Genomic DNA, 23,945 nt, shown 5'->3' on the forward strand with positions numbered 1-23,945 from the left:
TTTATCGTTGTTTCGTAAACTCACTTTAATTACTGTTTACGTGTACGAACCGCAACAACAGTCGTAAGCGCTGCAAGCATCAAACCAGCCAATACCCACATGAATGGGAATGATCCGGTGTCTGCTGTTCCACCCATGCCTGTTTTCGGCATTTCAGATGGCATTTCCGTTGCGCCAAATTCTTCTGGGAATTGGTCTACGATCGCGGCGGATAAGCCCGCTGCCGGCATTTGCATGTGGGCATACGCTTCACGAATCGAACTATACGCGGTTTCGTAATCGCCTGCAACATATGAGTCAAATGCCGTCAGTAGCTGTTCCACATGTGCCGTTAAGCCTTCTTCTAAGGCATCAGCCGGAACGCGTCCTTCTGTCGCTGAATCCAAGAAGGCCGCCTGGTCTAGGATGTACTGATCCAGTTCCGCACGTGCTTGTTCTTGCCCTTCTGCATTTTCTTCACCGGTCGCCACTACGTAATCGACAAAGTAGCCAATGTGCGACTTCCAGGTTTCTTCAAATTGGGCACCGGCTTCTTCGCCGTAGACCGAACCAACAGCGGCCGACAAGTCATCGGCATTGGCCAGCAACGCGGCGGATGCTTGGTCAAAACTTTCAGCGCCATCGGCACCGTCTTGCATCGCCATTGCGGCAAGTCCTGCATGCTCCGTGAACGTCGTGTTCAGTGTCGCACGCAAATCAATGGCAGGTGTATCGGGATTGGTATTTTCGAACTTCTCTGGGAACTGTGTCGTGATGGCAATCGACAAGCTTTCTGCAAACATGCTCATGTGTTGAATCGATTCCCGTTCAAGCGAGTACGCTTGTTCAAAATCACCCGCAACATAGGCATCAAACGCCATAATTAATTGATCCACGTGCACGTCCAAACCTTCTTGAACCGCTGCGGCTGGCAATAGTCCGTCCGTGGCCGTATCAAAGAACTTCGACTGTTCCACTTTGTATTCTTCCAATTCGGCTAGAGCTTGGTCTTTGCCTTCTTGGTTGTCTTCAGCGGTCGCTGTGACATAATCCACGAAATACCCAATGTGTGATTTCCATATTTCGTCAAACTGTGCAGCGCCTTCGTCGCCGTAAACGGAACCGACGGCAGCTGACAGGTCATCGGCGTTGGCCAATAATGCACCCGACGCTTGGTCAAAATCTTCCGCGCCATCGACGCCTTTTCTCATCGCTTCGACTGCCAAGAAGGCATGTTCGGTTAAGGTCGTATCGAGTGCGATGCGCAGTTCTGCAGCAGGTGTCATCGTGCTTGCTTCCATAGCAGATTCGCTTGTTGGCGTTGAGTGGCCGTGGCTGTCTGCCAGTGCCGCCGTTGGTACGAGTAGAGATAGGCTGAGTGGTAAGGCTAAAAGAACTTTGTTTAATTTCATTTCAATCTCTCCTTTTTTTTAGATTCTATAGACATAACGGAGAGCGCTCTCATTTAGATCACAATAATTTTTTAAAAAAAAAAAAAACTGACCGCAACAGCGGCCAGTTAAATCTCAGAACTCAATACAATTTCTCCTTCAGGCGTTTCATTCCCTGTCTCGGGCTCCAGCGTAATGGCGATCGTATCCCATTCCTCTGTATTTTCTTCCAGCTGATAATAGCTTGCCCCTTCACCGTTCGGATTGGGCGAAAATGCGCCTGCTGGTATCGGTTGGCCGTCCTTGATCAGCCATACCTGATAAACTTGGCTGGCATCTAGTTCGGCCAATTGATCAGCTTGTACGACCAGATTCAACAAACCTTCCTCTTCTATCAGCGCTGCAGTAGCAGTTCCTGAAAATGTTTCGTTCGGCTGCAGTTCGAATGATTTAATGGCCGTTTCCAGTGCATCGTCTTGATCTGACAATTGCTGGAAAGCGTAGCCATTGCCCAAGAGCGACACCAGGAGCACAGCCGCAATAAGCGGTTTCCAGATATTCGCCTTACTTTTCTTTTTGTGCAACGGTATCGGTGACATTGTTGGTTTTAATGCTGCGGGCGGATTGTTCTGTTCCGGTATTTCTTCAAAGACATTGGACAGGATCCGTACTTTCATATCTGCTGGCGGTTCCACTGGATCTGCAAGATAAGGGAGCTCGCCAGTCACTTCTATCATTTCCTGACATTCTGTGCATGTTTTCAAATGTTGTTCAAATTGCTGGATTTCATCTGCCGACAGCGTTCCATTCAGATAATCTACTAAACGGTCACAATCCATATTAGTCATCATAAGCCCCCCTTTCCTGCATCCCGTGCAGCGATGTTTTTAATTTCTTTAAAGCCAGCCGGATTCGGCTCTTGACAGTTCCAAGTGGAATGTCGCACATCTCAGCGATTGCTTCATGCGTATGGCCTTTAAAATAAAACAAGTTGATCATTTTTTGTTGTTCAGCTGAAAGATGCTGAACAGCCGTTTGGATCTGCTCCTGCTTTTCCGACCACTCCATTTGCTGGTCCACAGGTTTGTCATTGCTGACCATTTGAGCAGCCTCTTCGATCGGCACGCTAGGTTTTTTACGTTTCCGTATCAAGTCAATAGCCGTGTTTTGAGCCATTCTGAAAAGCCAGGAAGTAAATTTTCCTTTACTTTCGTCGTACACCCCTTTGCCGCGCCAAATTTTGATAAATACTTCTTGCAGCGCTTCCTCTGCCAGACCACGATCCTCCAGCATCTTATATAGAAATGAAAAAAGGATTTTTTCATAGCGGTCGTATAATTGTTCCAGCGCAGCTTTATCCTGTTTACTGACACGCAAGTATAAGCTTGTATCGGTACTTTTTTCCATCCCCTGTCTCCTTTATTACGTATTTCATCTTTCTAGCTTACTATACTTCCCGCTACAGGAAAATCTTTTCTTTTAATAGAATGTACTGATATGAAAAATATTTCGAGAAATGTAGTGCAGCTATTTCTTTCATTCCTCTTACATACAATACGTGTAAACCTGCCAAATAGTTCACTTTTACGTAAAAATGGGATTATAATTGTGGAAAGGGATAGAGTGACTGGAGGAGTCCGTATGATTTATAATATTACCGCTGCTACTGGAAATCTTGGCGTCAAAATCGTGGAACAGTTTTTAGATTATGTCGCTCCTGAAAACCTGGTGTTGACCGTGCGTAACCTGGATAAAGCTGCTCATTTCCAGAAAGGCATCGGTTTAAAACAAGCAAATTATCGATCTGAAGAAGCACTAGCCGCAGCTTTCAGCGGCACGGATGTTCTCATCTACATTCCAAGTCTAACGTTTCCAAGCATCGCGCGAATCATGGAATTCGAAAATGCCGTAATGGCTGCAGAAAAAACACGTATCAAACAATTTATTTTTATAGGATTTATGGCAGACCACGGGAATAACCCTTTTAAGATGAGCCCTTTTTTTGGCTATGTCCAGCGCAGACTAGCGTCTGGAAGTGTTCCATACACCTATATTCGAAACGGCATGTATTCCGACCCTTTGCCGCCTTATCTGCCGGAATTAGCCAGGCAAGGAAAAGTTCTTTATCCGGTAGCGGATCAACGGATTTCCTTTATTTCCAGAAAGGACTTGGCAAAAGCCATAGTACAAATTGCCGTTAGAGAACAGTTACACGGCAAAGAGTATACGCTGACCGGACCCAAAGCATGGTCAATGAATGAGCTTGCAGAACTGATGAGCCGAATCAGCGGTTCACCAATCGTCTATGATCCTCTTAGCAAGGAACAGTTCTCAGAGCTCTATGACGAACCCAAGGGCTTTGGACCGGTACTTGTCTCGTTGTATGAAGCGGCTTCTAAAGGCATGATGGGAGAAGTTACCGAAGATTTTGAGCGTATTACAGGAGAAAAAGCGGAAGATTTGTCCGTTTATATGGAACGCGAATATCGGAACTTGTTTTAATCGAATCAAAAAATCGAAAAGCTAATTTGGCTTTTCGGTTTTTCCAACTATATTCCCTAAATTAAATCGATTAAAATCCAGCAATCTAATAGAAGTGAAACACTGATGTTTTTCAACCTATTCTTATAGGCGTCGTGAATAGTTATCTGGTTTCCATTGCCAGTCCGGCGCATTTTTAACAGGCTGTTCTTGTTCCTTCTGATAAGCACCTGTTACCGAATCTTTCTGGTCAATCAGTTAGTCCAACGTGACTTTACCGACAATTTGCCCGCCATTTATTCCGGCGCCTAGACCGAGGTCGATAATCCAGTCTGCTTGTTTCATGACGTCTACGTCTTCAATGACGAGGACTGAATTTCCCAAGTCATGCAATTGCTTCAACACATCGACCAACCCCTTAGTATCTTACGGATCCAATCCGGCAGTTGGTTCATCTAATATATACAAGACTCCCGTCAAACTGGAACCCAGTATGGTTACCAGACGAAGGCGCTGTGCTTCACCGCCCGGATTGCCGCTCTATAGACAAGTAGCCAATACAGACACGGATGATCCGTTTGATTTTTTCAGCCAGTTCATAAACGAGGGATAAAGATACTGACTTGTCGTACGCTTCAAAGTTCTTTGATTTTCCCTCAATACATCCAGCGGAATATAGGAAACGTCAGAATTTGATTTTTCGGCGACTTTGACTTGGCGACTTTCTTCTTTCAGTTTGGTCCCTCGGCATTCTGGGCAGGTCTCTTGGAAGAAGAAATCCGCTTCTCCTGAGTTTCCGCATTTTTCTTGATACCGTCTCCGCATACCCGTCAAAACACCTTCAAATTTTCCTTTGGCAACAGTTTTAGGAGGCTGGGTTTTGGAAGAATGTATTATAAATCTTTCGCTTTCCACTCCATAAAACAGCAAATCCTTTTGTACAGCTTTCCAGTCTTTCACTGCCAGACTTTTATCGACAAAAAAGCCATAGTATTTGGCCGATGCGACGACGGAATTGCTATAATAATCGTTCATTGCGACATTCCAGATGGCCACTGCTCCATCATTTAAATTTCTTCAACATCCACCACCCCATCTATCCGGATCTCCAGCCTTTTTTCGAGTTCGGAGCAGGCTCTGCAAGCCCCTTCAATCGTATTAAATGAAAAATGATCTTTCTTTGAGTTGTTCACTTCAAAACCATAAGCTGAACAAGGGATCGTTTCACTTCTCTCATCCAGTTCTCGCGGCTTTCTGATCACTTGGTGACAATTTGGACACCGCCGCACACCCATTTTTTTATAAATAACCCGTAAATAGGTATACATATCTGTCACTGTCCCAACAGCAGACCGGGGATTGCGGCTGCTGGTCTGTTACCGGCCGGTGCCGATGGATGAAGACAGTCCCCTAATTGATTTCATTTTGGGTTTATTGATGAAGTGAGTGGTCAAGCCGTTCAATTCCATGTACTGACGCTGGTTTTCCTGTTGAATGATATCCAATACCAACGTCGATTTCCCTGATCCTGAAGAACCCGTAATCATCACGAATTGCTGTTTCGGAATCGCGACAGCAACATTTTTTAAGTTATTTTCAAAAGCTCCTCCAATGCGAATAAAGCCAGTCACATGCAGCGTTTTCTTTCTCCAATAGCTATCTATTGTATGGTGAGCAGCTAAAAAACACGAGGGTTTTGGCATTCAATTGTCAAAAAAAGCCCATCATAATGGGAAGTCACTTTCTGTATGTCCCAGCCTGATTGTTTCACTAGTCCAAGGGTATCACGGTTCAAATGACATCCGTCACAGAGCTTTTTCCAGATAGGTGTCAATGCCTCTTGGGTTTTCCCCATCATTTTTTGATCCATTTTGACATGTTCAAACAATAAAAACTTTGCGCCTGGCTTGCTGACCCTACGGATTTCCTGAAGTGCCAGCTCCGGATCCGGAATCGTGCAAAAAACCAAAGTCGCGACCACACTGTCAAAGCTATTGTCGACAAACGGTAGCTGTTCTGCTTTTGCTTGATAAAGATACATAGGGATTCTTAATTTTTTAATGCGTTTGACTGCCTGGTGGCCCATTGCCGGATTCGGTTCAATGGCATCGACCCGTTCGACGTTTTGGTAGTAGCGAAAGTTGGCGCCTGTTCCAAAACCGATTTCCAAAACCTTTCCTTGTGCTTTACGGACAAGGCCCGCACGAATCTTTTCGAAACGCATTTTTTCCAGCGGTTTCATTGCGGTGTCGTATATATGTGGAAACAATCCAGCCATTATAGCTCAACTCCTGTTCTCTATTATATCTGTTTGGTGTAGAATTCGACTCTTCTTTCCCATTTCCCTTGTTGTGGATCGAAATGCTCTGGCAAGCTTTTATCCCCTACGGATCTAACTTCCATAAAAACAAAACAGCTGGACTAATGTCATTGAACGACCCCTTTTTTATACACAAAAATGACGGCAACCTCAATGCTGAGGCTGCCGTCGCAGCGTTCTTTTACTTTTTTGTATTATTGACAAATGGTCCGTATTCACGGCGTTGCTGCTGAACCGAGAGCCATTTTAAAGTAGTAAATTCTTCTAGTACCCATTCTCCATTAAAGCGGCCAAGACCTGAATCTTTCTCTCCACCAAACGGCATATGCGCTTCGTCATTAACCGGCTGATCATTGACATGAATCATGCCCGTATGGATTTGATGTGCAATATTCGTGCCATGCTCAATATTTGCCGAATGGACGGCTCCGCTCAGTCCGTATGGATAAGCATTCGCCATTTCCACTACTTCTTCATCACTAGCGAACGGAATTAAAATCGCTACAGGACCGAAGATTTCATTTTCAGCAAGCGGCATGTTGTTGGTAACTCCTGTCAACACGGTAGGTTCCATTAAATTGCCGTCAGCCTTGCCGCCAAGGCGAACTTTTGCACCTTGTTCGACGCTAGCGTCGATTTCTTTGAGGATCCGGTCCACTTGATCACGGTTGATCAACGGACCGACTTGCGTATCTTTTTCAGCTGGATTACCAAATTTTAATTTGCCTGCACGAGCGATGAACTGCTCAGCGAATTTATCGTAAATATCCTGATGAACAAAAATGCGATTGATCGACATACAAATTTGTCCTTGATGATAAAATTTACCAAATAATGCAGAATCTACAGCTTGATCAACATTGGCGTCTTCTAGCACGATGAAATTATTATTACCGCCCAGTTCTAATGCCGTTTTTTTCAAAGCGCCACCAGCTAGTTCTCCGATATGCTTACCCACAGGTGTTGAGCCGGTAAAGGAAATCAAACGAGGTGTAGGATGCGTGACGATATCATCGCCAATTTCAGAGCCGCGTCCGACGACTACATTTAATAAACCTTTAGGCAATCCAGCTGCTTCGAAAATGCTGGCGAACAGTAATCCGCCAGTTACCGGTGTGTCTGTTGCTGGTTTAATGACTACAGCGTTGCCTGTTGCGAGTGCTGGTGCAATGGAACGAATTGCCAAGTGGAACGGGAAATTCCAAGGGCTAATGATACCGATGACACCCAATGCATTGCGGTAGACCCGGTTTTCCTTGCCTGCTTGCTGTGAAGGAAGAATCTTGCCTTCCATGCGGTAAGGGAATGTTGCCGCTTCTTTCAAGATGTTCATCGATGCTCCGAACTCGACTGTTGCTTTAGTGACGGTACTTCCTGCTTCTTTGACAAGCCAGTCGATAATCAACTCTTTGTTTTCCTGCATGACTTCCAACGCTTTTTCAATGACTGCCCGCTTGTTCTGAGGCAATTCTTTTGCCCATTCAACTTGCGCTTCAGCAGCGGCTTTATAGGCAGCATCTAAATCACTCTTATCGGCAACCTGAGTCGTTACCAACTCTTCACCTGTAAACGGATTAGTATTTTTCATCTGGCTATCACTCGAACCTGAAATCCATTCACCATTTATATAAATCTTTGAATAGTCGGTTTTCATTTTGATCTTCTCCATTCTTTTTCGATTTACGGCTGTTGTCTAGGTCTGATCAGAATTTCATTGACGTCGACATGTGCCGGTTGTTCTACTGCATAGGAAATGGCATTTGCGATGTCCTGTGCTTTAAGCATTTCCATCGGTTTGCCTTCTTTAAAGGCAGTCATTATATCTTCATCTGTGATCGTGTTGGTCAATTCTGTTTCGACCGCACCTGGTGAAACGATCGTCACGCGGATTTCATCTGACGGATCAATTTCCTGACGCAGCCCATCTGAAATGGCTCGAACAGCAAATTTGGTGCCGCTGTAAACCGCACTTCCTTTAAAGATGGTGTGGCCTGCCACTGAAGAAATATTTAAAATATGTCCAGATTTCTGCTTTTCCATAATCGGCAAAACGGCGGCAATCCCATAAAGGACGCCTTTAATATTGACGTCGATCATTTTGTCCCATTCGTCGACTTTCAGTTTGTTCATGAAAGAAAGTGGCATTAGTCCGGCATTATTTACCAGCACATCAATTGTCCCGTTTTTCTCAAGCCCTGCTTCTGCTAGTGCTTTCATTTGGTCCGCAGATGTCACATCTGTTACTTTATAATCCGCCGTTCCTCCTGCTGCTTCAATTTCTTTTTTTAATTCCACTAAACGATCTTCACGTCGTGCAGCGAGAAGAACGTGATAGCCTTTTGCCGCCAATTCTTTTGCTGTCGCCTGACCTATCCCGCTACTGGCTCCCGTGATGATTGCAGTTTTGCCTTTTGTCATATCGATTCATCTCCGTTTCCACATTTTAGATGTTTTTTTGAAAAACAGTCTATTATTATATGCGTCTTACCTCTTTACCCACCATGCCTCATCATTTAAACAAACTCCAGTGAACTGTCCACTACATAAGCTCTAGCCTCTTCTTAAAATAGAGCATTTTCAACTTGTCGCCGCCTTCAGTAGCAAAAGAAAATTGATTGAGCTCTCTCATTGTTCTATGCATTGTTGCGTTACGACAAAGCCAACATCTGTTCTTCATTTTCTTGAGGTTGGGAGCGGCGTTCCAATTTCGATTACAGACGTATGAAAAGATTCCACTCATAGGAAAATACCCTTTCGAACAATGAAATAGCTGTTGCTCTGCACACGCCTGAAGAAAGTAACTTCTTTCGGTAAACCTTCAATTAAGAATCTTTAACTAACTCTCTTGTGTTATAATTTTCACAAAGACGGGGGTGTTTTCATGCGGAAAATTTCACTGAAGGAACGCCAGATTATGCGCCGCTCCTATGCCGAAAAAATTATGGAGACTGTCAGTACAGAAGGATTCATCACATTGACGATTCAAGATTTGGCTTGTTTAATGGGTATCAGCAGAGCTTCCTTATATAATTTTTTCGCATCAAAAGAAGACATCATCCTGGAAGTTACGGAAATTTATATCGATTACTTGAAAAAAACCAATCAATTCATTAACAACTCTCGCTTTTCTTATGTTCAACGATTGCCGACCGTTTTTGAACAGTCTGCTTTTTCAGCTGTCTATGCGTCGGAAATTTATTTGAGTGAATTAAGGTCTGTCTACCCTGCGTTCTACGATCGGAAGTTAAAATTGGCCAATGAACGAATAGCCATTCTTCATACATTTTATGAAAACGGTATCATTGACGGTGACTTCAATCCACTTCACCCTGCACTGATCGTTGCCCAGGACGAGGCTGCTTTACGGAAAATCTTGAACTCTTCGTTTTTAACAGATGTGGGCCTGTCTTTGGAAGATGGTATGTACGGTTATTATGAGATTATGAAGCATCGCACATTTACTCCTGCCTCCATGAAACGCGGACAAGATCCTTACATCAAAAATGTGGTAGAAGTCATCGTCAGCCAGTTGAAGAAAAAATAATGAATGGCATATTCAACCAGACTGGACTGCTCTCCTATTTCGGTTTGGTCACCTAAAAAAGGCTTTGTCACAGAATTGTGACAAAGCCTTTTTCCTCTGCATTTGAACCAGGCAAAGTAGTTTGGATTCTCTGAGCACTGGGAATGGATTAAAACAAGTTAAGGATATTTTTCTATTCTCGAAAATATAGTTTAAAAATTCTGATAAATAGACTATACTGATTAGCAACTACTTAAAAAGGAGATGGTTAAAATGAACTTAGACTCAATTAAAGGCTCAAGTATGATCGTGAAGATGGCGCGTGCATTAGGAGAAGACGGCTGGTTATTTACTCCTAATGAATTCGACGTCATCATCAGAGCGGAGCATAAGGAAACAGGAGAAGCCATCTCTTTTCAATCGATTGGCAATTTAAAGAGATGGATGTATGAAAAAGCGTTGAGCTATTAAACAGCTTTGAAATAAAGCAAAAAAACCTCGCAGGCCTATCTGGCCTGCGAGGTTTTTTAATAGTTTTCTTGTAAGTTCGCCACTTTTTTGCATAACTCCGCATTGATTCCCTGCAAATTCAATTTTTTTACGATGTCACTGGCTTTTTTCACTTTTGGGCTTGCACAAAATAAGATTCCGCTCATTTCCTTCAACCTCCAAAGATTTTAGATAATCTTAGTATACAGATTAAATATGAACAAACTATTACCAAATGAGAAATTCTCAAAAAAATTATACCTTGCTTCCGCTGGACTGACTTGTGGAAGCTGAGTAGCAAATTCTGAACTCTCTCACCGCGTTATTTCAACAATCTACGTCTTCTTTACAGATGGCATTCAAGTGACGGACAATCATTATCCGCTGCTGTTCCTTGTTATACCGCTCCGGCCTAACCATCGCGTCCAAAACCATGCCGTCTAGCAAATGAATCAACCTGTCTGTTTCAAGCGAAACATCCAGTCCTTTTTTTAGCAGATTCAACAAAATTAAATTCGAAATGATATTCTTGACTGCCTGCAAGGCCACATCCTGTACTTCGGAATAAGTCATTCTGCTCTGGCGTCTATGCAGCTTGAAAATCAGCCTCACCTCGGCTTCCGTTGCTGATTCATCATTGACAGGCAAAAAGGCCAGTAGCACGCCAATAATTTTCTCCAATGGGGGTTGGTCTTCTTGGAAGATCTCGTTCGTTTTGTCTGTCAGCCGTTCAAAAACCAGCGCTTCTGCGTAAAGCATTAGTTCTTCCTGTGATGAAAAATAATAACGCAATGCACCTAAAGACAAACTGGCCTCCTTTGCAATATTTCTTGCAGAAACGCCTTCGATACCTTGTTGCAGTATGATGTTCCAAGTGGCTTGTGCAATCGACTGTTTTCGTTCGATAGGATCAATTAGTTTTGGCATAGCTCAATACTATCAGAATAATAATAATTTTCAATTTATTTAACACGACTGTACCATACATATTATAGGCCCACCATTTTGGCAATACGATTGTATTGTCATAAATTTAACAACTTTCAGTCTTTGTGGATAACCATCCTTATCTGTTTGTAACTGTCTGCACAGCCCACGCTGGATGCGAGCTACCTAATTACAGAGCATGCGGCTACGAAAAACACTATCGTACCGAACACAGCGAGCAATAAAATGGGCATAAAAAAACACTATATAAGTTGAACGAAAGAAGTATCCTATTGAAAATGGCTTCGGTCGCATTGTATGGCTCTCGCCAGCGGCAATTTGTGAAATATCGATTATGAATATTCACTAGTTCAACTTATATAGGTACTTCCGCAGCTCCAGAAGCCACCCTGATGTTTTGGACAGTAATAAAGCTGAACAAAACCACCATCTCATTTTTCACTATATGCATAACCAACCGTCCGTTTTTTATAGTGAACCTTTGCATTTTCCTTCGTTAGGTTTAGGTAGGTGTAAGTGTGCGGATACTTTTCAAGTACTGTCTTGACGATCCGTAACCCAGCTCCGATTATCGAAAAAAGGAAAAGTTCTTTTTTTCTCCTCATCGATCAACTTCCTCTGCTCCGTTATAATGTCGCGGCACTTGGTCTGGCAACCCACCATGTTGAACAACCACAAACAAGAGCATCGAATAAAAGAACAGCCCTAAGACAGAATTCAGAAATCTCTTAAAGACTGAACCTGAGATATCTATTTTCGGTTATTTCTTCATAAAAGTCCCCTCCCCTCTTCAGTTTTTATTCAAAAAAAAAGGCTGATACCAGTCATGTCAGAGCTCAAGACATTCACAAGTAAAACAGCAGGTTCTTTTCACAGACAAAACTCATTCAAAAATATAAAATTCTGCTTTTTTTCACATCAACTCTTCAACAAAAATGAATCCCGTCACAAAGCGTAAAAGGCTTCCTACTCGTCAATCACTGTAAGAAATTATTAGCTGTTTTTTTTATAAAGCTTCTCAATATTTCTTGTGTTTCCTCAGATAACCCGCAGCTTACATTTCTTTTGCAAATCGATCGACTTTTTTGAACTAGCCGCTACTTCCTCCCTTACCTTCGGACTTTGCCCTAAACGCGATTGAAGAAGGAGAGTCTTTTCGGGGAATTTCAAATAACCTGATCGAGATTGACAGTCTCAAAAAACAAAGGAATACTAGTACTTATCGATTAATAGATATTTTCAGATCTGCTTCATCAAAGTTTCCGAATCGTAGTTGTCCATCCACTATTTCCGACTCTATTCCTGTTCGCTAGAAATTACAGTCGATATCGAATATGGCCTTCAGTTAGCTACAATCGACTGCCACTTATCTTCAGAAATATAAATTCTATTCCCTTTAACAAGAAGTCATTCCCTTATCGGAATTGCAACTTTTGCTCATTTTCTGATTTTACAAAGGACGGACAGATTATTGGTCGAACAACATTAGAAAATCCAAAACTTTTCTTAACCTTAAACCTTGCCAAAAAAAATAAAAAGCGGCTCCCTGCACCTTCCGTGTGTCACCAAATAATTCATAGTCTCCTTGACTGCCCTAGAGTAAACCGTCTTTTTTCGTTATACTAGACTATAGGTATTAATGAATGCGGCTTTGTAAGAAAGCACCGCAAAAGGAGTTGCTCCATGCACGAAATGCACCAGAAGAACCCATTTAAAAAAACATTTTTTGACCTGAAGGAACTGGTCGACGGCATTCAAGAAAATTTGCTGTGCCCAGCAACGATTGAAGATACCAATCACCGTTTACATGCCTACAGCTCCCATGAAGATGACACTGATTCCGCTCGAATTGGCACCATCATCTCACAGCGCGTTCCTGAAAAAGTTATCAATCGCCTATGGAAAGTGGGCGTTATCCCGAAATTGATGCAATCGGATTCCGCTTTACGCATCCCCCACATTGAAGACATCGGACTTCGCGACCGTGTGGCGATCTCCATTCGAAAAAACAATGAAATCCTGGGCTATATTTGGGTAGTCGAAGGACACACGAAACTAAATGATACCCAATTGGATTTACTAAAGGATGCAGCCGTTGCAGCTATGCCTTTAATGGATAAGCTTCATCAGAACCGTAAGCGAAAAGAGGAGAACTACCAGGATTTCCTATGGCAGTTGCTGAATGGCCAACATAAGACCTTGCAAGAAATTCATGACAAATTCTATGATCTAAACCTAAAGATGCCAGACAGTTTTTCTGTACTTGCTTTCCGTTTTGAACAGGATATATCGCGGAAAATAGAGGAACAGATTTCTTATTTAATTACAACCAGCCAAAAAATCACCAATCATTTTCTGGTAGTCATGGATGAAGAATTGATCTTAATCGCTTCTCCCCACTCCTCACAACTCGATGACAAAGCTTTCGACGATTTTATTTCGTTTTTCATCTCTGAAATGGCCAATCGCTTTTCTATCCACGAGATCAAAGGAAGTGCCGGGGCTAGTTATAATAATTTTGACAAGGCGCAATCGAGCTATCAAGAAGCGATAAAAGTATTGGAGATGAAAGAGCGTTTTCCTGAGGAGTTGAAAAACATCCATCATTTCCGCAAGCTTGGCGCATTTAGGTATTTGGATCTTATCCCAAAAGAACAGCGGGTCAAACATTACGAGCATCCAGCTATCGCCAAGCTTGAAGAATACGACAGTCTCCATAAATCCAACTTGCTAAAGACTCTTGAAGTCTTTATCCAACAAGACAGCAATATGAACGATGCAGCTAAAAAGCTATTTGTTCATACCAATACACTCCATTACCGAATCAAGCGAATATCTGAAATCGGCGGTATCCGTCTAAACAATACGCATGAAAAAATCGGGATTTATCTTGATTTAAAAGCAAGAAAAATAGATGGGAAATAGGTCTTTGTGAAATTTCACAAAAGAAACCGCTTTTTTTCTTTTTTTTATACAATGAAGAACGACAGACTTCACGCTATACTTATGGATATATACACCATTCGTTTTATAGGGGGAAGAAAAATGATTATTGGAATTCCAAAAGAAATCAAGAACAACGAAAACCGCGTGGCGATTACTCCTGCTGGTGTCGATGCTTTTGTAAGAGCTGGACATCAAGTCATCATCGAAGCAGGAGCTGGTCTTGGCAGCAGCTTTACAGATGAAGATTACACTGCAACTGGTGCAAAAATGGTCGGAACAGCACAGGAAGCTTGGACTGCTGAAATGGTCATGAAAGTAAAAGAACCTGTTGTTACTGAATATCAATACTTCCGTGAAGATCTATTATTGTTTACTTACCTGCATCTTGCAGCTGAACCTGCCTTGACGCATGCATTAGTGGATAGCAAAGTGACTGCGGTTGCTTATGAAACGGTATCGGTTAATCGTACACTTCCACTGTTGACACCAATGAGTGAAGTGGCTGGAAGAATGGCTGCTCAAGTCGGTGCTCAATTCCTCGAAAAAATTTATGGCGGCAAAGGCATCCTCCTGTCCGGTGTACCAGGTGTACAACGCGGCAAAGTGACGATCATCGGCGGTGGCGTCGCAGGAACAAATGCGGCGAAAATGGCAATTGGCCTTGGCGCACAAGTAACGATCATCGATTTGAGCCCGGAACGTCTCCGCCAATTGGATGATATCTTTGGAACTGATGTAACGACATTGATTTCCAACCCATTCAATATCGCACAAGCAGTTAAAGAGTCTGATTTGGTCATCGGCGCTGTGTTAATCCCAGGATCAAAAGCACCTAAATTGGTGACGGAAGAAATGGTGCAAGCCATGAATCCAGGGTCTGTTATTGTAGATATTGCTATCGACCAAGGCGGAATTTTTGAAACGGCAGATCGCATCAGTACGCATGATGATCCAACTTATGTAAAACATGAAGTTGTCCATTATGCAGTTGCCAACATGCCTGGAGCTGTGCCACGCACATCGACCATCGCATTGACGAATGTTACTGTCGGCTATGCACTGCAAATGGCCAACAAAGGAGTTCAACAAGCGGTTGCTGAAAATGCGGCATTGAAGCTTGGCGTCAACACGGCAAACGGCAGCGTCACTTATGAAGCGGTAGCTAAAGATCTTGGCTTTGATTTTGTATCCGTTGATGAAGCTCTAGCTAAACCGACATCATTGGTGTAAGAACCAATCCATAATAAATACCCCGTCAGTGCATTATGCAGTGGCGGGGCTTTTATATACAATCAGATTCACTCTCTCTCTATCCTGTACATCTGTTATAAGTTGTTTTATATGTAGAAAAGGTGATAAAAATGAAAGCAAAACTCTATGTAAACGATGGACAATATGTCTCAGGCATGACTCTGAAAGATCTTGCTGAACCTGAAAGCAATAATATGGCGCTACATGCCTGTGAAAATCCACAATCAGTTTTGGCGAACCGTAAAAAATTGGCCGACTTCATCAGTGCTCCAGTGTCTAGTTTTATCTGTGCACAGCAAACGCATAGCGCCAACTTCCGGAGAGTATCGGCAAAAGATAAAGGACGCGGAGCATATGACACGGAGGATGCCTTTTCCGATACGGATGCACTGTATACCTATGATTCCAGAGTTGTGTTATGCAGTTTTGCGGCTGATTGTGTACCGGTCATCATTCATGACAGAAAAACGGGTCTGATTGGGGTTGTCCATTCCGGATGGCAAGGCACGATCAAAGAAATCATGTCTAAACTGCTTCAGCAGCTAATCGACCTCGAACAATGCGATCCGGTTGATTTGGACATACAGATTGGCGCAGCCATCAGCCAACAGCAATTCGAAGTGGATCAAGACGTTTATTCGAAGTTAGATTCTCTTGGCTATGCCAGTGAGTTTATGTATTTCAATAACATGACCAAGAAATACCATATCGACAATCAAGCCACAGTCAAAAGACAATGCGAACTGGTAGGCGTCCCTTCCGGACAGATTCATATTGATCCGACTTGTACGTTTTTAAGCCCGGATGGCTTCTCTTACCGTCAGGACAGAAAAAGTGGCAGACATTTGATATTCGCAATGAAAAAATGAGGATCGATTCTTGTATGTTGAACTGATGATTCTTATCTGCTTATCCCCCGAAAGATAGCATCAGGCTTTTGAGTTTCTTATTTCCAATGAGCCAAGTTAGCTCTGGTGAATCCAAGGGTTAGGTAAAGCAATAAGATGAGTAGTCTCTCGGATCTTGGCGAAAGCCACAGAGAGAGCGAGAAATCCCGGGTCCTCCTTGGCGATGAGTTTGCGCAGTAGCAATTGTTTATACGTTACTCAAAACGGAGGAAAAAAGAGGATTCTCAAATTCAACTTATACAATAAAGCAAGTTGAGTTAGCGATGTAGAAAAAATCGATAAAATTCACTTTTCGTGGTATATACACCTGTCTCATCAATTCTACCAAGCTTGAATATGGCTTATGAATATTCGCTATTCTCACTAAAAAAAGTCGATTCCTCAAACCTTGATGGTTTTTGGAATCGACTTTTTTGTTTAGTTTATGAGCTTGTAAGAAATTCAAGGTTTCAAGAAATACTACTTTATAACCTTTCAAACTCTTACCGATAGAGATAATAGACCTATATAAATTGAACTAGTGAATATTCATAATCGATATTCCGCAAAACAGCTCCTCTTGCCGCGGGCGCCAAGCTCAAAGCGACCGAAGCGATTTTAAATAGGATACTTTTTTCATTCAACTTATCTAGTTAAATCAGTTATTGCCTTCTTGAAGATTGAGTCCTTTTGAAGCAGATGCTGTCTTCTGTGAATCCTGATGCCCTTCAATTCGCTTGATGTCCCAGCGGATCAACAGCGAAATCAGGAAAGCAATGGAAACCAAAACAATGAAGACGTAGAATACTGGCACATAGCTGTCTGTCCGCTCGCGAATTTGCGAAACGATTGCTGGTCCAATGATGCCACCCATTGACCAGGTCGTCAATAAGTAGCCATGGATTGCGCCCAATTGCTTGGTTCCAAAAAGATCGCCGATAAATGCCGGAAGATTGGAGAATCCACCGCCGTAGCAGCTGACAATGACCAATATTAAAGCCTGAAACACCAATATATTGGCGACGTTCGGAAGCATTGTGAATGCCACTATCTGCAGCACAAAGAAAATTGTGAAGACGGTTGGGCGTCCGATGTAATCGGAAATTGCAGCCCATCCGAGTCTGCCTCCACCGTTGAAAATGCCCATGATGCCGACTAAAGTGGCAGCACCGGCTGCAGACAGTCCAATCATTTCCTGTGACATCGGTGACGCAACAGAGATGATCATGATACCAGCACTGACATTGATCAGCATCATTGACCAAACCATCCAGAAGCGGCGAGTTTTCACTGCTTCTTTAGCAGTCAACTGCGCCAAATCTTTTTTCATCACTTTTTTCCCTGAGTCGATTGCCTGCTGCAGCCCCTGCGGCATCCATTCTTTCGGCGGCGGTGCAATGTATGAGGCACCAAGCAAAATCAAGATAAAATAGCTGATTCCGAGAATATAGAATGTCGTGCTGACACCATATGAACCGATCAAATTAGCTGCAACCGGCGCGGTAATCAATGCACCAGCTCCAAAGCCCATGACCGCCATTCCGGTAGCCAGTCCTCTGCGGTCCGGGAACCATTTGACCAGAGTCGAAATCGGTGCAATATAGCCTACTCCCAGTCCAAGACCACTTAAGAAACCGTATGTAAGAAGAAATAATACCAGCGAATCAATTTGGATGGCAAACCCTGCACCGGCTTGTCCGAAACCGAATAAGAATGCTGCTACAATTGCTGATTTTCGGGGTCCATTCTTTTCGACAAATCCGCCGAAGAATGCAGCCGAGATCCCACCAAGTGCCATCATAATTGTGAAAGCATAAGTGATTTCTTTAGGTGCCCAGCCCATTTCGCTGCTGATTGGCGTCGTATAGACACTATAGGCATAAGCCGCCCCGATTGATAATTGGATAGCAATCGCTGACAGCGCGATCAGCCATCTGTTTTTTGTTTTTCCCATCAAATATCCTCCTTTTACGTAAAAAATTCACCTCATTGTTTCAGAAGCGATTCTTCAGACAATACATCCTTATTCAAAATAAAACAAATACTTTTTAAAAATAAAAATAGTAACAGCTTATTATTCAGCCTAGAAAACCAGCTGGCAGTAAGGAAAAGCTCCACGAAAAAAATATTATTATAAATATCCCCAAAATAATTCTTTCTTTTTTTGTTTTCTTTTTTCTCTTCAGCTAATGTTTTTCAAAAAAAATTAAAACCTCTCGTTCAGACATCGATTCTGCTGCTTTAGTCAAAATAAATACAATTGCAGTCATTTTAAGAAGAGAGTTCATGGAAGTACGTTAAAGTAACTAAATAGCACCAAATAGTCACAATTAAACCAAACTTTCGGGTTGGCCCGAATTCGACGATTTCTGAAGAATTAAAATGTAAACGCTTTACTGCCTGCTTACGTATAACTTTATCGCCTAGTGATTCAGCCGAAACGGAAGCTAAATACGTTAAAAGGAGCGATTTAAATGACATCGTCAAAAGGTTTAGAAGGTGTAGTAGCAACACAATCCGCCATCAGCTCGATCATTGATGACACACTTACATACGTCGGCTACGATATTGACGACTTGGCCGTCAACGCAAGCTTTGAAGAAGTGATTTACTTGTTGTGGCACCAGCGTTTGCCAAAAGCAGACGAATTGGCGGAACTCAAGCAGCAATTAGCGGACAACATGGCGGTTCCTCAAGCCGTGCTGGACCATTTCAAAACGTACGACATCAAGCATGTCCACCCGATGGCCGCGCTTCGTACAGCGGTTTCGATGCTCGGCTTATTCGACGAAGAAGCCGAAGTCATGGAACCGGAAGCAAACTACCGCAAAGCCATCAAAATCCAAGCGAAAATCTCGACATTGGTGACCGCTTTCGGTCGCATCCGCAACGGACAAGAACCCGTTGCACCCAAAACGGACTTAAGCTTTGCCGCAAACTTCCTGTACATGTTGTCTGGTGAATTGCCAGAAGCTATTGAAGAAGAAGCGTTTAACAAAGCGTTGGTTCTTCACGCCGACCACGAGTTGAACGCATCAACGTTCACGGCACGTGTGGCAGTTGCGACACTGTCTGACGTTTATTCAGGTGTAACCGCTGCAATCGGTGCCTTAAAAGGTCCACTTCACGGCGGCGCAAACGAACAAGTGATGAAGATGTTGACAGAAATCGGCTCGGTCGATAACGTCGAAAAAGTCATCAATGACAAACTGGAAAACAAAGAAAAAATCATGGGCTTCGGACACCGTGTCTATCGTAAAGGCGACCCACGCGCGAAGCATTTGCGTGACATGTCCCAGAAATTGACGAAGATCCGCGGCGAAGAGAAATGGTACGAGATGTCCGTAAAAATCGATGACATCGTTTCCGGCCAGAAAAACCTGCCACCGAACGTGGATTTCTACTCGGCATCGGTCTACCACAGCTTGAACATCGAGCATGATTTGTTCACACCGATTTTTGCGGTTTCCCGCACATCGGGTTGGTTGGCTCATATCTTAGAGCAATACTCAGACAACCGCTTGATCCGCCCACGCGCGGAATACATCGGGCCTGGCATGCAAACGTATGTGCCGGTTGAAGATAGATAAACGACAACTAGGATATCTGTCACATCTTTCAATTCAGACTGTCAGTGTCTCCCAGCTTAAAATAAACAGACAAAAAGACGTTTCCTGTAAAAATAGGAAACGTCTTTTTGTCTGTCCTTAAGAGGTATTAGCCACCGATATACGACATGCCGATTTTATTACGGTTTTTAGCTGTCAATTCAGTTCGTTCATCTGAGTAGCGATCATCTCGATGCTCCCAAACGGCAGAAATTTTCTCTACTAATTCTTGGTCGCTCGACCCGCTCCGAATCAGTTCGCGAATATCAAAATGATTTGTTGCAAACAAGCAAGTATAGAATTTTCCGTCCGAAGACAAACGGGCACGCGTACAAGATGAACAGAAAGATTCTGACACAGACGTGATAAATCCAACTTGCGCCTCTCCTTCTTCAAAGCGGTAGCGTTTCGCCACTTCACCGTAATAATCTTTGTCGACAGGCTCTAGTTTGTAGACGGTTTGCAGCTTTTCAAGAATCTGCTTTTTCGTTACTACTTTTTTAAAGCTCCAGCCGTTGTCATTGCCAACATCCATGAATTCGATAAAACGCAACGTGATGCCACGCTCTTTGAAATAAGCTGTCATGGGCAATATTTCTTGTTCATTGACATCTTTTTGAACAACCATATTGACTTTGATTTCAAATCCAATTTGCCGTGCGAAATCGATTTGTTTCAGGATATGCGATGGATCGACGCCCCGGCCGTTCAGCTTGCCGAACAATTCAGGATCAAGTGCATCTAAACTAATATTCAACCTGCGAAGTCCCGCATCGTAAAGCGCTTGAGCCTGATTGCCAAGAAGCAAGCCATTTGTCGTCAATCCGATATCTTCTACCCCTTCAACAGAAAGGATTTTCTCAACCAATTCTGGCAATCTTCTGCGCATTAACGGTTCACCACCTGTCAACCGAATCTTTTTAACGCCCATTGCTACAAACACTTTAGTCAAGCGATGTATTTCTTCAAATGACAACAATTCCTGCTTCGGTAAAAATGCATAATCGTCACCAAATACTTCTTTAGGCATGCAATACGAACAACGGAAATTACAGCGGTCGGTGACTGAAATTCGTAAATCCCGTATCGGACGTTGAAAGTAGTCCTCTACTGGTTTAATGGCCATTACGCCACCTCCTTTTTTAGTCGTCGGGTTGATTCACGTTGCGAAAAACAAGCTGATCTTTATGGATTTCTGATGAGTTGATCCACTGAGTAGTCACTTTCTCCATAAATTTCATCACACGTAATTGACCAGTTTCCAATTCTTTTTGCAGCTGTTCTTTTAAATGGATATCCCAAACGCTGAACAAAGGAATTTTTTCACTGTCGTTCCATACAGCTGATATATCTGAAGAATCTTCCGTTAAGGCTAGAAGCTTTGCCGTTTCAGCAGGACCGATAAACGGCATATCACAAGGCAGCACCAAATATTTATCGGCTTGTCTCGCAGTTATGCCAGACAAGATTCCAGCTAGTGGTCCTTGTCCCGCAATCCAGTCAAGATCGGTGATGACATCGTAGTCAGATGAAAAGCACGCTACCAATTCCGGTCTGGAAATAATAACCACATGATCACAAACACGATCCAAAGCCTTGTAAGCACGTTCGTAAAAAAGCTCACCATCTAGTTCTGCGAAGGCTTTGGGAGAACCGAAACGGCGTGATAACCCGCCTGCAAGCAAGATACCGACTGTAGTCCTCACCCCCCGCTGACCGGTGGAATAAAAGCGACCACATCTCCTTTTTCTAAAACATCTGTCGGCAACGCGTATTCTTCATTGACAGCTACGCGAGCCGCGCCCGACAGGAAATCTGGATATTTTTCCGTTGCCCATTGCCATAGTTCCTCAACGGTGCGTCCAGCCATGTCGATTTGTTCTTCGGAAACACCGGTCTGTTCTTTGAGTCCTGCAAAATAACGCAAGTTGATCATGCTAATCCCCCTTTCGGCTTCTTCTTTTGATCGCCGATCCATTGTTCTCCATCTTCCCAAATCTCTTTTTTCCAAATAGGCACAATTTCTTTTATTCGTTCTATGGCATATTCGTTTGCTTCGTAAGCTGTTTTCCGATGCGGTGATGAAACTGCGATAACGACTGCGATATCGCTAATTTGCAGCTCGCCAATACGGTGCGCGATGGCTACTTTTGTTCCTTCCCAGCGTTGTTCGATTTCCTGACCAATTTGCGCCAATTTTTTCTCTGCCATCGGCACATAGGCTTCGTAGGACAAATGCAATGTTCGTACACCTTTTGTCCATTCACGAACATGCCCGGTGAACAAAGTCACAGCACCTGCTTCCGGTCGCAGCACAAAATCTGCGTAGACTTGAGGATTGATCGCTTCTGTTACGACTTCAAACGCCTTCATTGCTGTCACCATCCATCCAGTTAGTAAACCAAGAGTTTAATTGCTTAAGGTCATTGTGCAGAACAACCGGTAGATTGTCCAGCTTCATCTGTTTCGGTGTGATTACTAAGACGATATGATTGAGCTCTTGAAGCTCTATCCAATCTTCAGCCGATCGCAGCAAGACGATTTTCTCATAATCGTCTCTTTTAAAGCCTTCTACTAAAATCAAATCGGGATCTTCCATAGAAGCAAGGCCAATCAGCTCATCTAGCATCGCTTCTTCTTTTCGCTGAAGCACTTGAACAACTCCTCCGCCATAAACGACCGAGCTGTTTGTTCCTTCTTCAAAAAAACGCATACTATCGGTGGCGGCTGAAGGCATGTCGAGTGCGCCTCCGTGGCCATGATGCTTAACGGTGGACACTTTTTTTCCTTTGTCGTTTGCCAATCTAAGCAAGTTCAAGATTACTGTCGTTTTGCCGCTGTTTTTAAAGCCGACCACTTGTAACACTTTCACAGTGTCCACCGATCAGACCCTTCTTCTACGCCAAGAAGCAAGACATCTACCGCATCGCCTGACTGATAACCACGCGTGCCGCCTGGCAACACAATCAAAGCATTGCCCCGTGCGATGGATGATACGGCGTTGGATTTATTAAAGCCGGCCGGTGACACAGTGTCGCCGTTATAAAGAGCGCGAATAAACCGAGTAAAAGGGTTGGCTTTAGTGAAATCTTCACCCAATCGCGCCGTTGTATGCGGCAAGTATAGTTTACTGGCACTCATCATTTTTAAAAGCGCAGGTCGAACAAACAATTCAAATCCCGTAAAGCAAGCAGATGGGTTTCCCGATAACCCGAATAAATAGCGTCCATTCGCTACTGCTACCGTTGTTACACTGCCTGGTCTCATAGCAACTTTATTGAATAATACCTCGGCTCCAAGCCGTTCGTAAATTGCCGGTAAAAAATCAAAATCACCGACGGAAACGCCTCCTGTCGTAATCAGGCAATCGGTTTCTGCTGCTGCTTTTTTGACCACTTCGTAACTTTCATCTAATTGATCAATTGACATGCCGTACATCTTGCAGTGTAAGCCCATTCGCTTTAGCTGCGCGACAATCATCGGACCGTTGCTATTGCGAATTTTTCCTGGTGCTAAGTCATCTCCAACGGACAATAATTCGGTTCCAGTAGAAAGTATGCCGACAACTGGCTGTTTGCTTACCGCTACTTGCGAATAGCCAAAAGTTGCCAGTAGTGCGATCGTTCCCGGATTGATGAAGCTGCCACTAGCGATGACTACTTCGTTTTTTTTAAGATCTTCTCCCTGCAAAGATACGTTTTCTACTGCACCAAACGGCTTGCGAATGGTTACACTCTCCACTGACTCGACCGTTTGTTCAAACATTACCACGGCATCAGCCTCTTCTGGTAACTGTGCACCTGTCATGATGCGGATTGCTTCAAAAGGTGCCAGCTTTTTAGTAGACACCTCTCCCGCTCCAATGTGATCAATTACATTAAATGCCACTCGATTATCACCTGACGCTCCAGTAGAATCCACAGAACGAATTGCAAAACCGTCGTAAGGAGACCGATCGAACGGCGGTACATCGCTTGAAGCGATAATCGGCTCTGCCAAAATTCGGCCATAGCTTTCTTCTAGTTCTACCTTTTCCGCCCCAAGCGACATGGCATGTTCTAATACTCGCTCAACCGCTTCTGCAACGGGTAGTGGCGTCCGTTTTTCGACCATTAGTCTTCA

General features: G+C 43.4%; 26 protein-coding genes. 7 read left to right on the forward strand and 19 right to left on the reverse strand.

Going from position 1 to position 23,945, the window contains the following annotated elements; all coding sequences use genetic code 11:
• Positions 1-29 precede the first annotated feature (29 nt).
• From BBH88_RS09620 to BBH88_RS09630, 3 genes are all read right to left on the reverse strand, one after another.
• Entirely contained in the window at positions 30-1,391 is a 1,362-nt protein-coding gene (locus BBH88_RS09620; RefSeq protein ID WP_065536879.1) for a copper amine oxidase, read from the reverse strand.
• 107 nt (positions 1,392-1,498) lie between these two features.
• Positions 1,499-2,221, reverse strand: coding sequence for an anti-sigma factor (locus BBH88_RS09625; RefSeq protein WP_169314383.1), 723 nt, complete (start codon positions 2,219-2,221; stop codon positions 1,499-1,501).
• A complete protein-coding gene (locus tag BBH88_RS09630; RefSeq protein ID WP_006831597.1) occupies positions 2,211-2,777 on the reverse strand; it encodes an RNA polymerase sigma factor in 567 nt (188 codons plus the stop codon). The genes BBH88_RS09625 and BBH88_RS09630 overlap by 11 nt, the downstream gene beginning before the upstream one ends.
• A 234-nt stretch (positions 2,778-3,011) precedes the next feature.
• Here BBH88_RS09630 and BBH88_RS09635 point away from each other — a divergent pair, with 234 nt between their 5' ends.
• Entirely contained in the window at positions 3,012-3,872 is an 861-nt protein-coding gene (locus BBH88_RS09635) for an NmrA family NAD(P)-binding protein (RefSeq protein ID WP_006831596.1), read from the forward strand.
• 237 nt (positions 3,873-4,109) lie between these two features.
• On the opposite strand, the gene BBH88_RS19200 is transcribed toward BBH88_RS09635, so the two are convergent.
• The 7 genes from BBH88_RS19200 to BBH88_RS09660 all read right to left on the reverse strand — a co-directional run bounded on the left by BBH88_RS19200 (position 4,110) and on the right by BBH88_RS09660 (position 8,589).
• The gene (locus tag BBH88_RS19200; RefSeq protein ID WP_006831595.1) at positions 4,110-4,256 is read right to left on the reverse strand and encodes a hypothetical protein; all 147 of its coding nucleotides are present in this window, start codon (positions 4,254-4,256) and stop codon (positions 4,110-4,112) included.
• Between the two features lie 135 nt (positions 4,257-4,391).
• The gene (locus BBH88_RS09640; RefSeq protein ID WP_154669145.1) at positions 4,392-4,886 is read right to left on the reverse strand and encodes a hypothetical protein; all 495 of its coding nucleotides are present in this window, start codon (positions 4,884-4,886) and stop codon (positions 4,392-4,394) included.
• A gap of 32 nt (positions 4,887-4,918) precedes the next feature.
• A complete protein-coding gene (locus BBH88_RS19205) occupies positions 4,919-5,179 on the reverse strand; it encodes a hypothetical protein (RefSeq protein ID WP_154669146.1) in 261 nt (86 codons plus the stop codon).
• 48 nt (positions 5,180-5,227) lie between these two features.
• Positions 5,228-5,482: an ATP-binding cassette domain-containing protein gene (locus BBH88_RS09645; RefSeq protein WP_050977261.1), complete on the reverse strand. Its 255-nt coding sequence runs from the start codon at positions 5,480-5,482 to the stop codon at positions 5,228-5,230.
• 47 nt (positions 5,483-5,529) lie between these two features.
• Positions 5,530-6,129, reverse strand: a complete 600-nt coding sequence (locus BBH88_RS09650) for a class I SAM-dependent methyltransferase (protein ID WP_006831594.1) — start codon at positions 6,127-6,129, stop codon at positions 5,530-5,532.
• A 223-nt stretch (positions 6,130-6,352) separates the two neighbouring features.
• The gene (locus tag BBH88_RS09655; protein WP_065536878.1) at positions 6,353-7,825 is read right to left on the reverse strand and encodes an aldehyde dehydrogenase family protein; all 1,473 of its coding nucleotides are present in this window, start codon (positions 7,823-7,825) and stop codon (positions 6,353-6,355) included.
• Between the two features lie 26 nt (positions 7,826-7,851).
• Complete coding sequence (locus BBH88_RS09660; protein WP_006831592.1) at positions 7,852-8,589, reverse strand: SDR family oxidoreductase; 738 nt, start codon at positions 8,587-8,589, stop codon at positions 7,852-7,854.
• A gap of 463 nt (positions 8,590-9,052) precedes the next feature.
• On the opposite strand from BBH88_RS09660, the gene BBH88_RS09670 reads away from it, so the two are divergent.
• Positions 9,053-9,715 carry a TetR/AcrR family transcriptional regulator gene (locus tag BBH88_RS09670; RefSeq protein ID WP_006831590.1) on the forward strand — a complete coding sequence of 221 codons (663 nt, stop codon included), beginning with the start codon at positions 9,053-9,055 and terminating at the stop codon, positions 9,713-9,715.
• Between the two features lie 252 nt (positions 9,716-9,967).
• The gene (locus BBH88_RS09675; protein WP_006831589.1) at positions 9,968-10,165 is read left to right on the forward strand and encodes a hypothetical protein; all 198 of its coding nucleotides are present in this window, start codon (positions 9,968-9,970) and stop codon (positions 10,163-10,165) included.
• A 56-nt stretch (positions 10,166-10,221) separates the two neighbouring features.
• Here the strand turns inward: BBH88_RS09675 and BBH88_RS19805 are convergent, their stop codons facing one another.
• Both BBH88_RS19805 and BBH88_RS09680 read right to left on the reverse strand, forming a co-directional pair.
• Complete coding sequence (locus BBH88_RS19805; RefSeq protein WP_269147324.1) at positions 10,222-10,350, reverse strand: hypothetical protein; 129 nt, start codon at positions 10,348-10,350, stop codon at positions 10,222-10,224.
• Positions 10,351-10,510: 160 nt separating this feature from the next.
• Complete coding sequence (locus tag BBH88_RS09680) at positions 10,511-11,110, reverse strand: TetR/AcrR family transcriptional regulator (RefSeq protein WP_006831588.1); 600 nt, start codon at positions 11,108-11,110, stop codon at positions 10,511-10,513.
• Positions 11,111-12,814: 1,704 nt separating this feature from the next.
• Here BBH88_RS09680 and BBH88_RS09685 point away from each other — a divergent pair.
• The 3 genes from BBH88_RS09685 (at position 12,815) to pgeF (ending at position 16,197) form a co-directional block, all read left to right on the forward strand.
• Positions 12,815-14,056: a PucR family transcriptional regulator gene (locus tag BBH88_RS09685; RefSeq protein WP_006831587.1), complete on the forward strand. Its 1,242-nt coding sequence runs from the start codon at positions 12,815-12,817 to the stop codon at positions 14,054-14,056.
• 120 nt (positions 14,057-14,176) lie between these two features.
• Positions 14,177-15,307, forward strand: a complete 1,131-nt coding sequence (gene ald, locus BBH88_RS09690) for an alanine dehydrogenase (protein ID WP_006831586.1) — start codon at positions 14,177-14,179, stop codon at positions 15,305-15,307.
• 131 nt (positions 15,308-15,438) lie between these two features.
• The gene (gene pgeF, locus BBH88_RS09695; protein WP_065536877.1) at positions 15,439-16,197 is read left to right on the forward strand and encodes a peptidoglycan editing factor PgeF; all 759 of its coding nucleotides are present in this window, start codon (positions 15,439-15,441) and stop codon (positions 16,195-16,197) included.
• A gap of 676 nt (positions 16,198-16,873) precedes the next feature.
• On the opposite strand, the gene BBH88_RS09700 is transcribed toward pgeF, so the two are convergent.
• Positions 16,874-18,169, reverse strand: a complete 1,296-nt coding sequence (locus BBH88_RS09700) for an L-lactate MFS transporter (protein WP_006831584.1) — start codon at positions 18,167-18,169, stop codon at positions 16,874-16,876.
• A gap of 520 nt (positions 18,170-18,689) precedes the next feature.
• Here BBH88_RS09700 and citZ point away from each other — a divergent pair.
• Positions 18,690-19,805 carry a citrate synthase gene (gene citZ, locus BBH88_RS09705; RefSeq protein ID WP_065536876.1) on the forward strand — a complete coding sequence of 372 codons (1,116 nt, stop codon included), beginning with the start codon at positions 18,690-18,692 and terminating at the stop codon, positions 19,803-19,805.
• A gap of 127 nt (positions 19,806-19,932) precedes the next feature.
• Here the strand turns inward: citZ and moaA are convergent, their stop codons facing one another.
• From moaA to BBH88_RS09735, 6 genes are read right to left on the reverse strand one after another with little or no spacing between them, the layout of a single operon-like run.
• Positions 19,933-20,949, reverse strand: a complete 1,017-nt coding sequence (gene moaA, locus BBH88_RS09710) for a GTP 3',8-cyclase MoaA (protein ID WP_006831378.1) — start codon at positions 20,947-20,949, stop codon at positions 19,933-19,935.
• 16 nt (positions 20,950-20,965) lie between these two features.
• Complete coding sequence (mobA, locus tag BBH88_RS09715) at positions 20,966-21,529, reverse strand: molybdenum cofactor guanylyltransferase (protein ID WP_006831379.1); 564 nt, start codon at positions 21,527-21,529, stop codon at positions 20,966-20,968.
• Positions 21,526-21,759 carry a molybdopterin converting factor subunit 1 gene (gene moaD, locus BBH88_RS09720; protein ID WP_006831380.1) on the reverse strand — a complete coding sequence of 78 codons (234 nt, stop codon included), beginning with the start codon at positions 21,757-21,759 and terminating at the stop codon, positions 21,526-21,528. The genes mobA and moaD overlap by 4 nt, the downstream gene beginning before the upstream one ends.
• Positions 21,756-22,196 carry a molybdenum cofactor biosynthesis protein MoaE gene (locus BBH88_RS09725; RefSeq protein WP_006831381.1) on the reverse strand — a complete coding sequence of 147 codons (441 nt, stop codon included), beginning with the start codon at positions 22,194-22,196 and terminating at the stop codon, positions 21,756-21,758. Before BBH88_RS09725 ends, moaD begins: the two co-directional genes overlap by 4 nt.
• Positions 22,183-22,704 (reverse strand): molybdopterin-guanine dinucleotide biosynthesis protein B, encoded by a 522-nt coding sequence (gene mobB, locus BBH88_RS09730; RefSeq protein ID WP_006831382.1) that lies wholly within the window; start codon positions 22,702-22,704, stop codon positions 22,183-22,185. The genes BBH88_RS09725 and mobB overlap by 14 nt, the downstream gene beginning before the upstream one ends.
• Positions 22,692-23,936: a molybdopterin molybdotransferase MoeA gene (locus BBH88_RS09735; RefSeq protein WP_006831383.1), complete on the reverse strand. Its 1,245-nt coding sequence runs from the start codon at positions 23,934-23,936 to the stop codon at positions 22,692-22,694. Before BBH88_RS09735 ends, mobB begins: the two co-directional genes overlap by 13 nt.
• Positions 23,937-23,945 lie beyond the last annotated feature (9 nt).

Origin of the sequence: Planococcus antarcticus DSM 14505, from assembly GCF_001687565.2 — a bacterium.
GTDB lineage: Bacteria > Bacillota > Bacilli > Bacillales_A > Planococcaceae > Planococcus > Planococcus antarcticus.

Coding starts and splice junctions, on each gene's coding strand:
- BBH88_RS09620 (WP_065536879.1), bottom strand. CDS start 1,391: ATGAAATTAAACAAAGTTCTTTTAGCCTTACCACTCAGCCTATCTCTA.
- BBH88_RS09625 (WP_169314383.1), bottom strand. CDS start 2,221: ATGATGACTAATATGGATTGTGACCGTTTAGTAGATTATCTGAATGGA.
- BBH88_RS09630 (WP_006831597.1), bottom strand. CDS start 2,777: ATGGAAAAAAGTACCGATACAAGCTTATACTTGCGTGTCAGTAAACAG.
- BBH88_RS09635 (WP_006831596.1), top strand. CDS start 3,012: ATGATTTATAATATTACCGCTGCTACTGGAAATCTTGGCGTCAAAATC.
- BBH88_RS09640 (WP_154669145.1), bottom strand. CDS start 4,886: ATGAACGATTATTATAGCAATTCCGTCGTCGCATCGGCCAAATACTAT.
- BBH88_RS19205 (WP_154669146.1), bottom strand. CDS start 5,179: ATGTATACCTATTTACGGGTTATTTATAAAAAAATGGGTGTGCGGCGG.
- BBH88_RS09650 (WP_006831594.1), bottom strand. CDS start 6,129: ATGGCTGGATTGTTTCCACATATATACGACACCGCAATGAAACCGCTG.
- BBH88_RS09655 (WP_065536878.1), bottom strand. CDS start 7,825: ATGAAAACCGACTATTCAAAGATTTATATAAATGGTGAATGGATTTCA.
- BBH88_RS09660 (WP_006831592.1), bottom strand. CDS start 8,589: ATGACAAAAGGCAAAACTGCAATCATCACGGGAGCCAGTAGCGGGATA.
- BBH88_RS09670 (WP_006831590.1), top strand. CDS start 9,053: ATGCGGAAAATTTCACTGAAGGAACGCCAGATTATGCGCCGCTCCTAT.
- BBH88_RS09675 (WP_006831589.1), top strand. CDS start 9,968: ATGAACTTAGACTCAATTAAAGGCTCAAGTATGATCGTGAAGATGGCG.
- BBH88_RS19805 (WP_269147324.1), bottom strand. CDS start 10,350: ATGAGCGGAATCTTATTTTGTGCAAGCCCAAAAGTGAAAAAAGCCAGT.
- BBH88_RS09680 (WP_006831588.1), bottom strand. CDS start 11,110: ATGCCAAAACTAATTGATCCTATCGAACGAAAACAGTCGATTGCACAA.
- BBH88_RS09685 (WP_006831587.1), top strand. CDS start 12,815: ATGCACGAAATGCACCAGAAGAACCCATTTAAAAAAACATTTTTTGAC.
- ald (WP_006831586.1), top strand. CDS start 14,177: ATGATTATTGGAATTCCAAAAGAAATCAAGAACAACGAAAACCGCGTG.
- pgeF (WP_065536877.1), top strand. CDS start 15,439: ATGAAAGCAAAACTCTATGTAAACGATGGACAATATGTCTCAGGCATG.
- BBH88_RS09700 (WP_006831584.1), bottom strand. CDS start 18,169: ATGGGAAAAACAAAAAACAGATGGCTGATCGCGCTGTCAGCGATTGCT.
- citZ (WP_065536876.1), top strand. CDS start 18,690: ATGACATCGTCAAAAGGTTTAGAAGGTGTAGTAGCAACACAATCCGCC.
- moaA (WP_006831378.1), bottom strand. CDS start 20,949: ATGGCCATTAAACCAGTAGAGGACTACTTTCAACGTCCGATACGGGAT.
- moaD (WP_006831380.1), bottom strand. CDS start 21,759: ATGATCAACTTGCGTTATTTTGCAGGACTCAAAGAACAGACCGGTGTT.
- BBH88_RS09725 (WP_006831381.1), bottom strand. CDS start 22,196: ATGAAGGCGTTTGAAGTCGTAACAGAAGCGATCAATCCTCAAGTCTAC.
- BBH88_RS09735 (WP_006831383.1), bottom strand. CDS start 23,936: ATGGTCGAAAAACGGACGCCACTACCCGTTGCAGAAGCGGTTGAGCGA.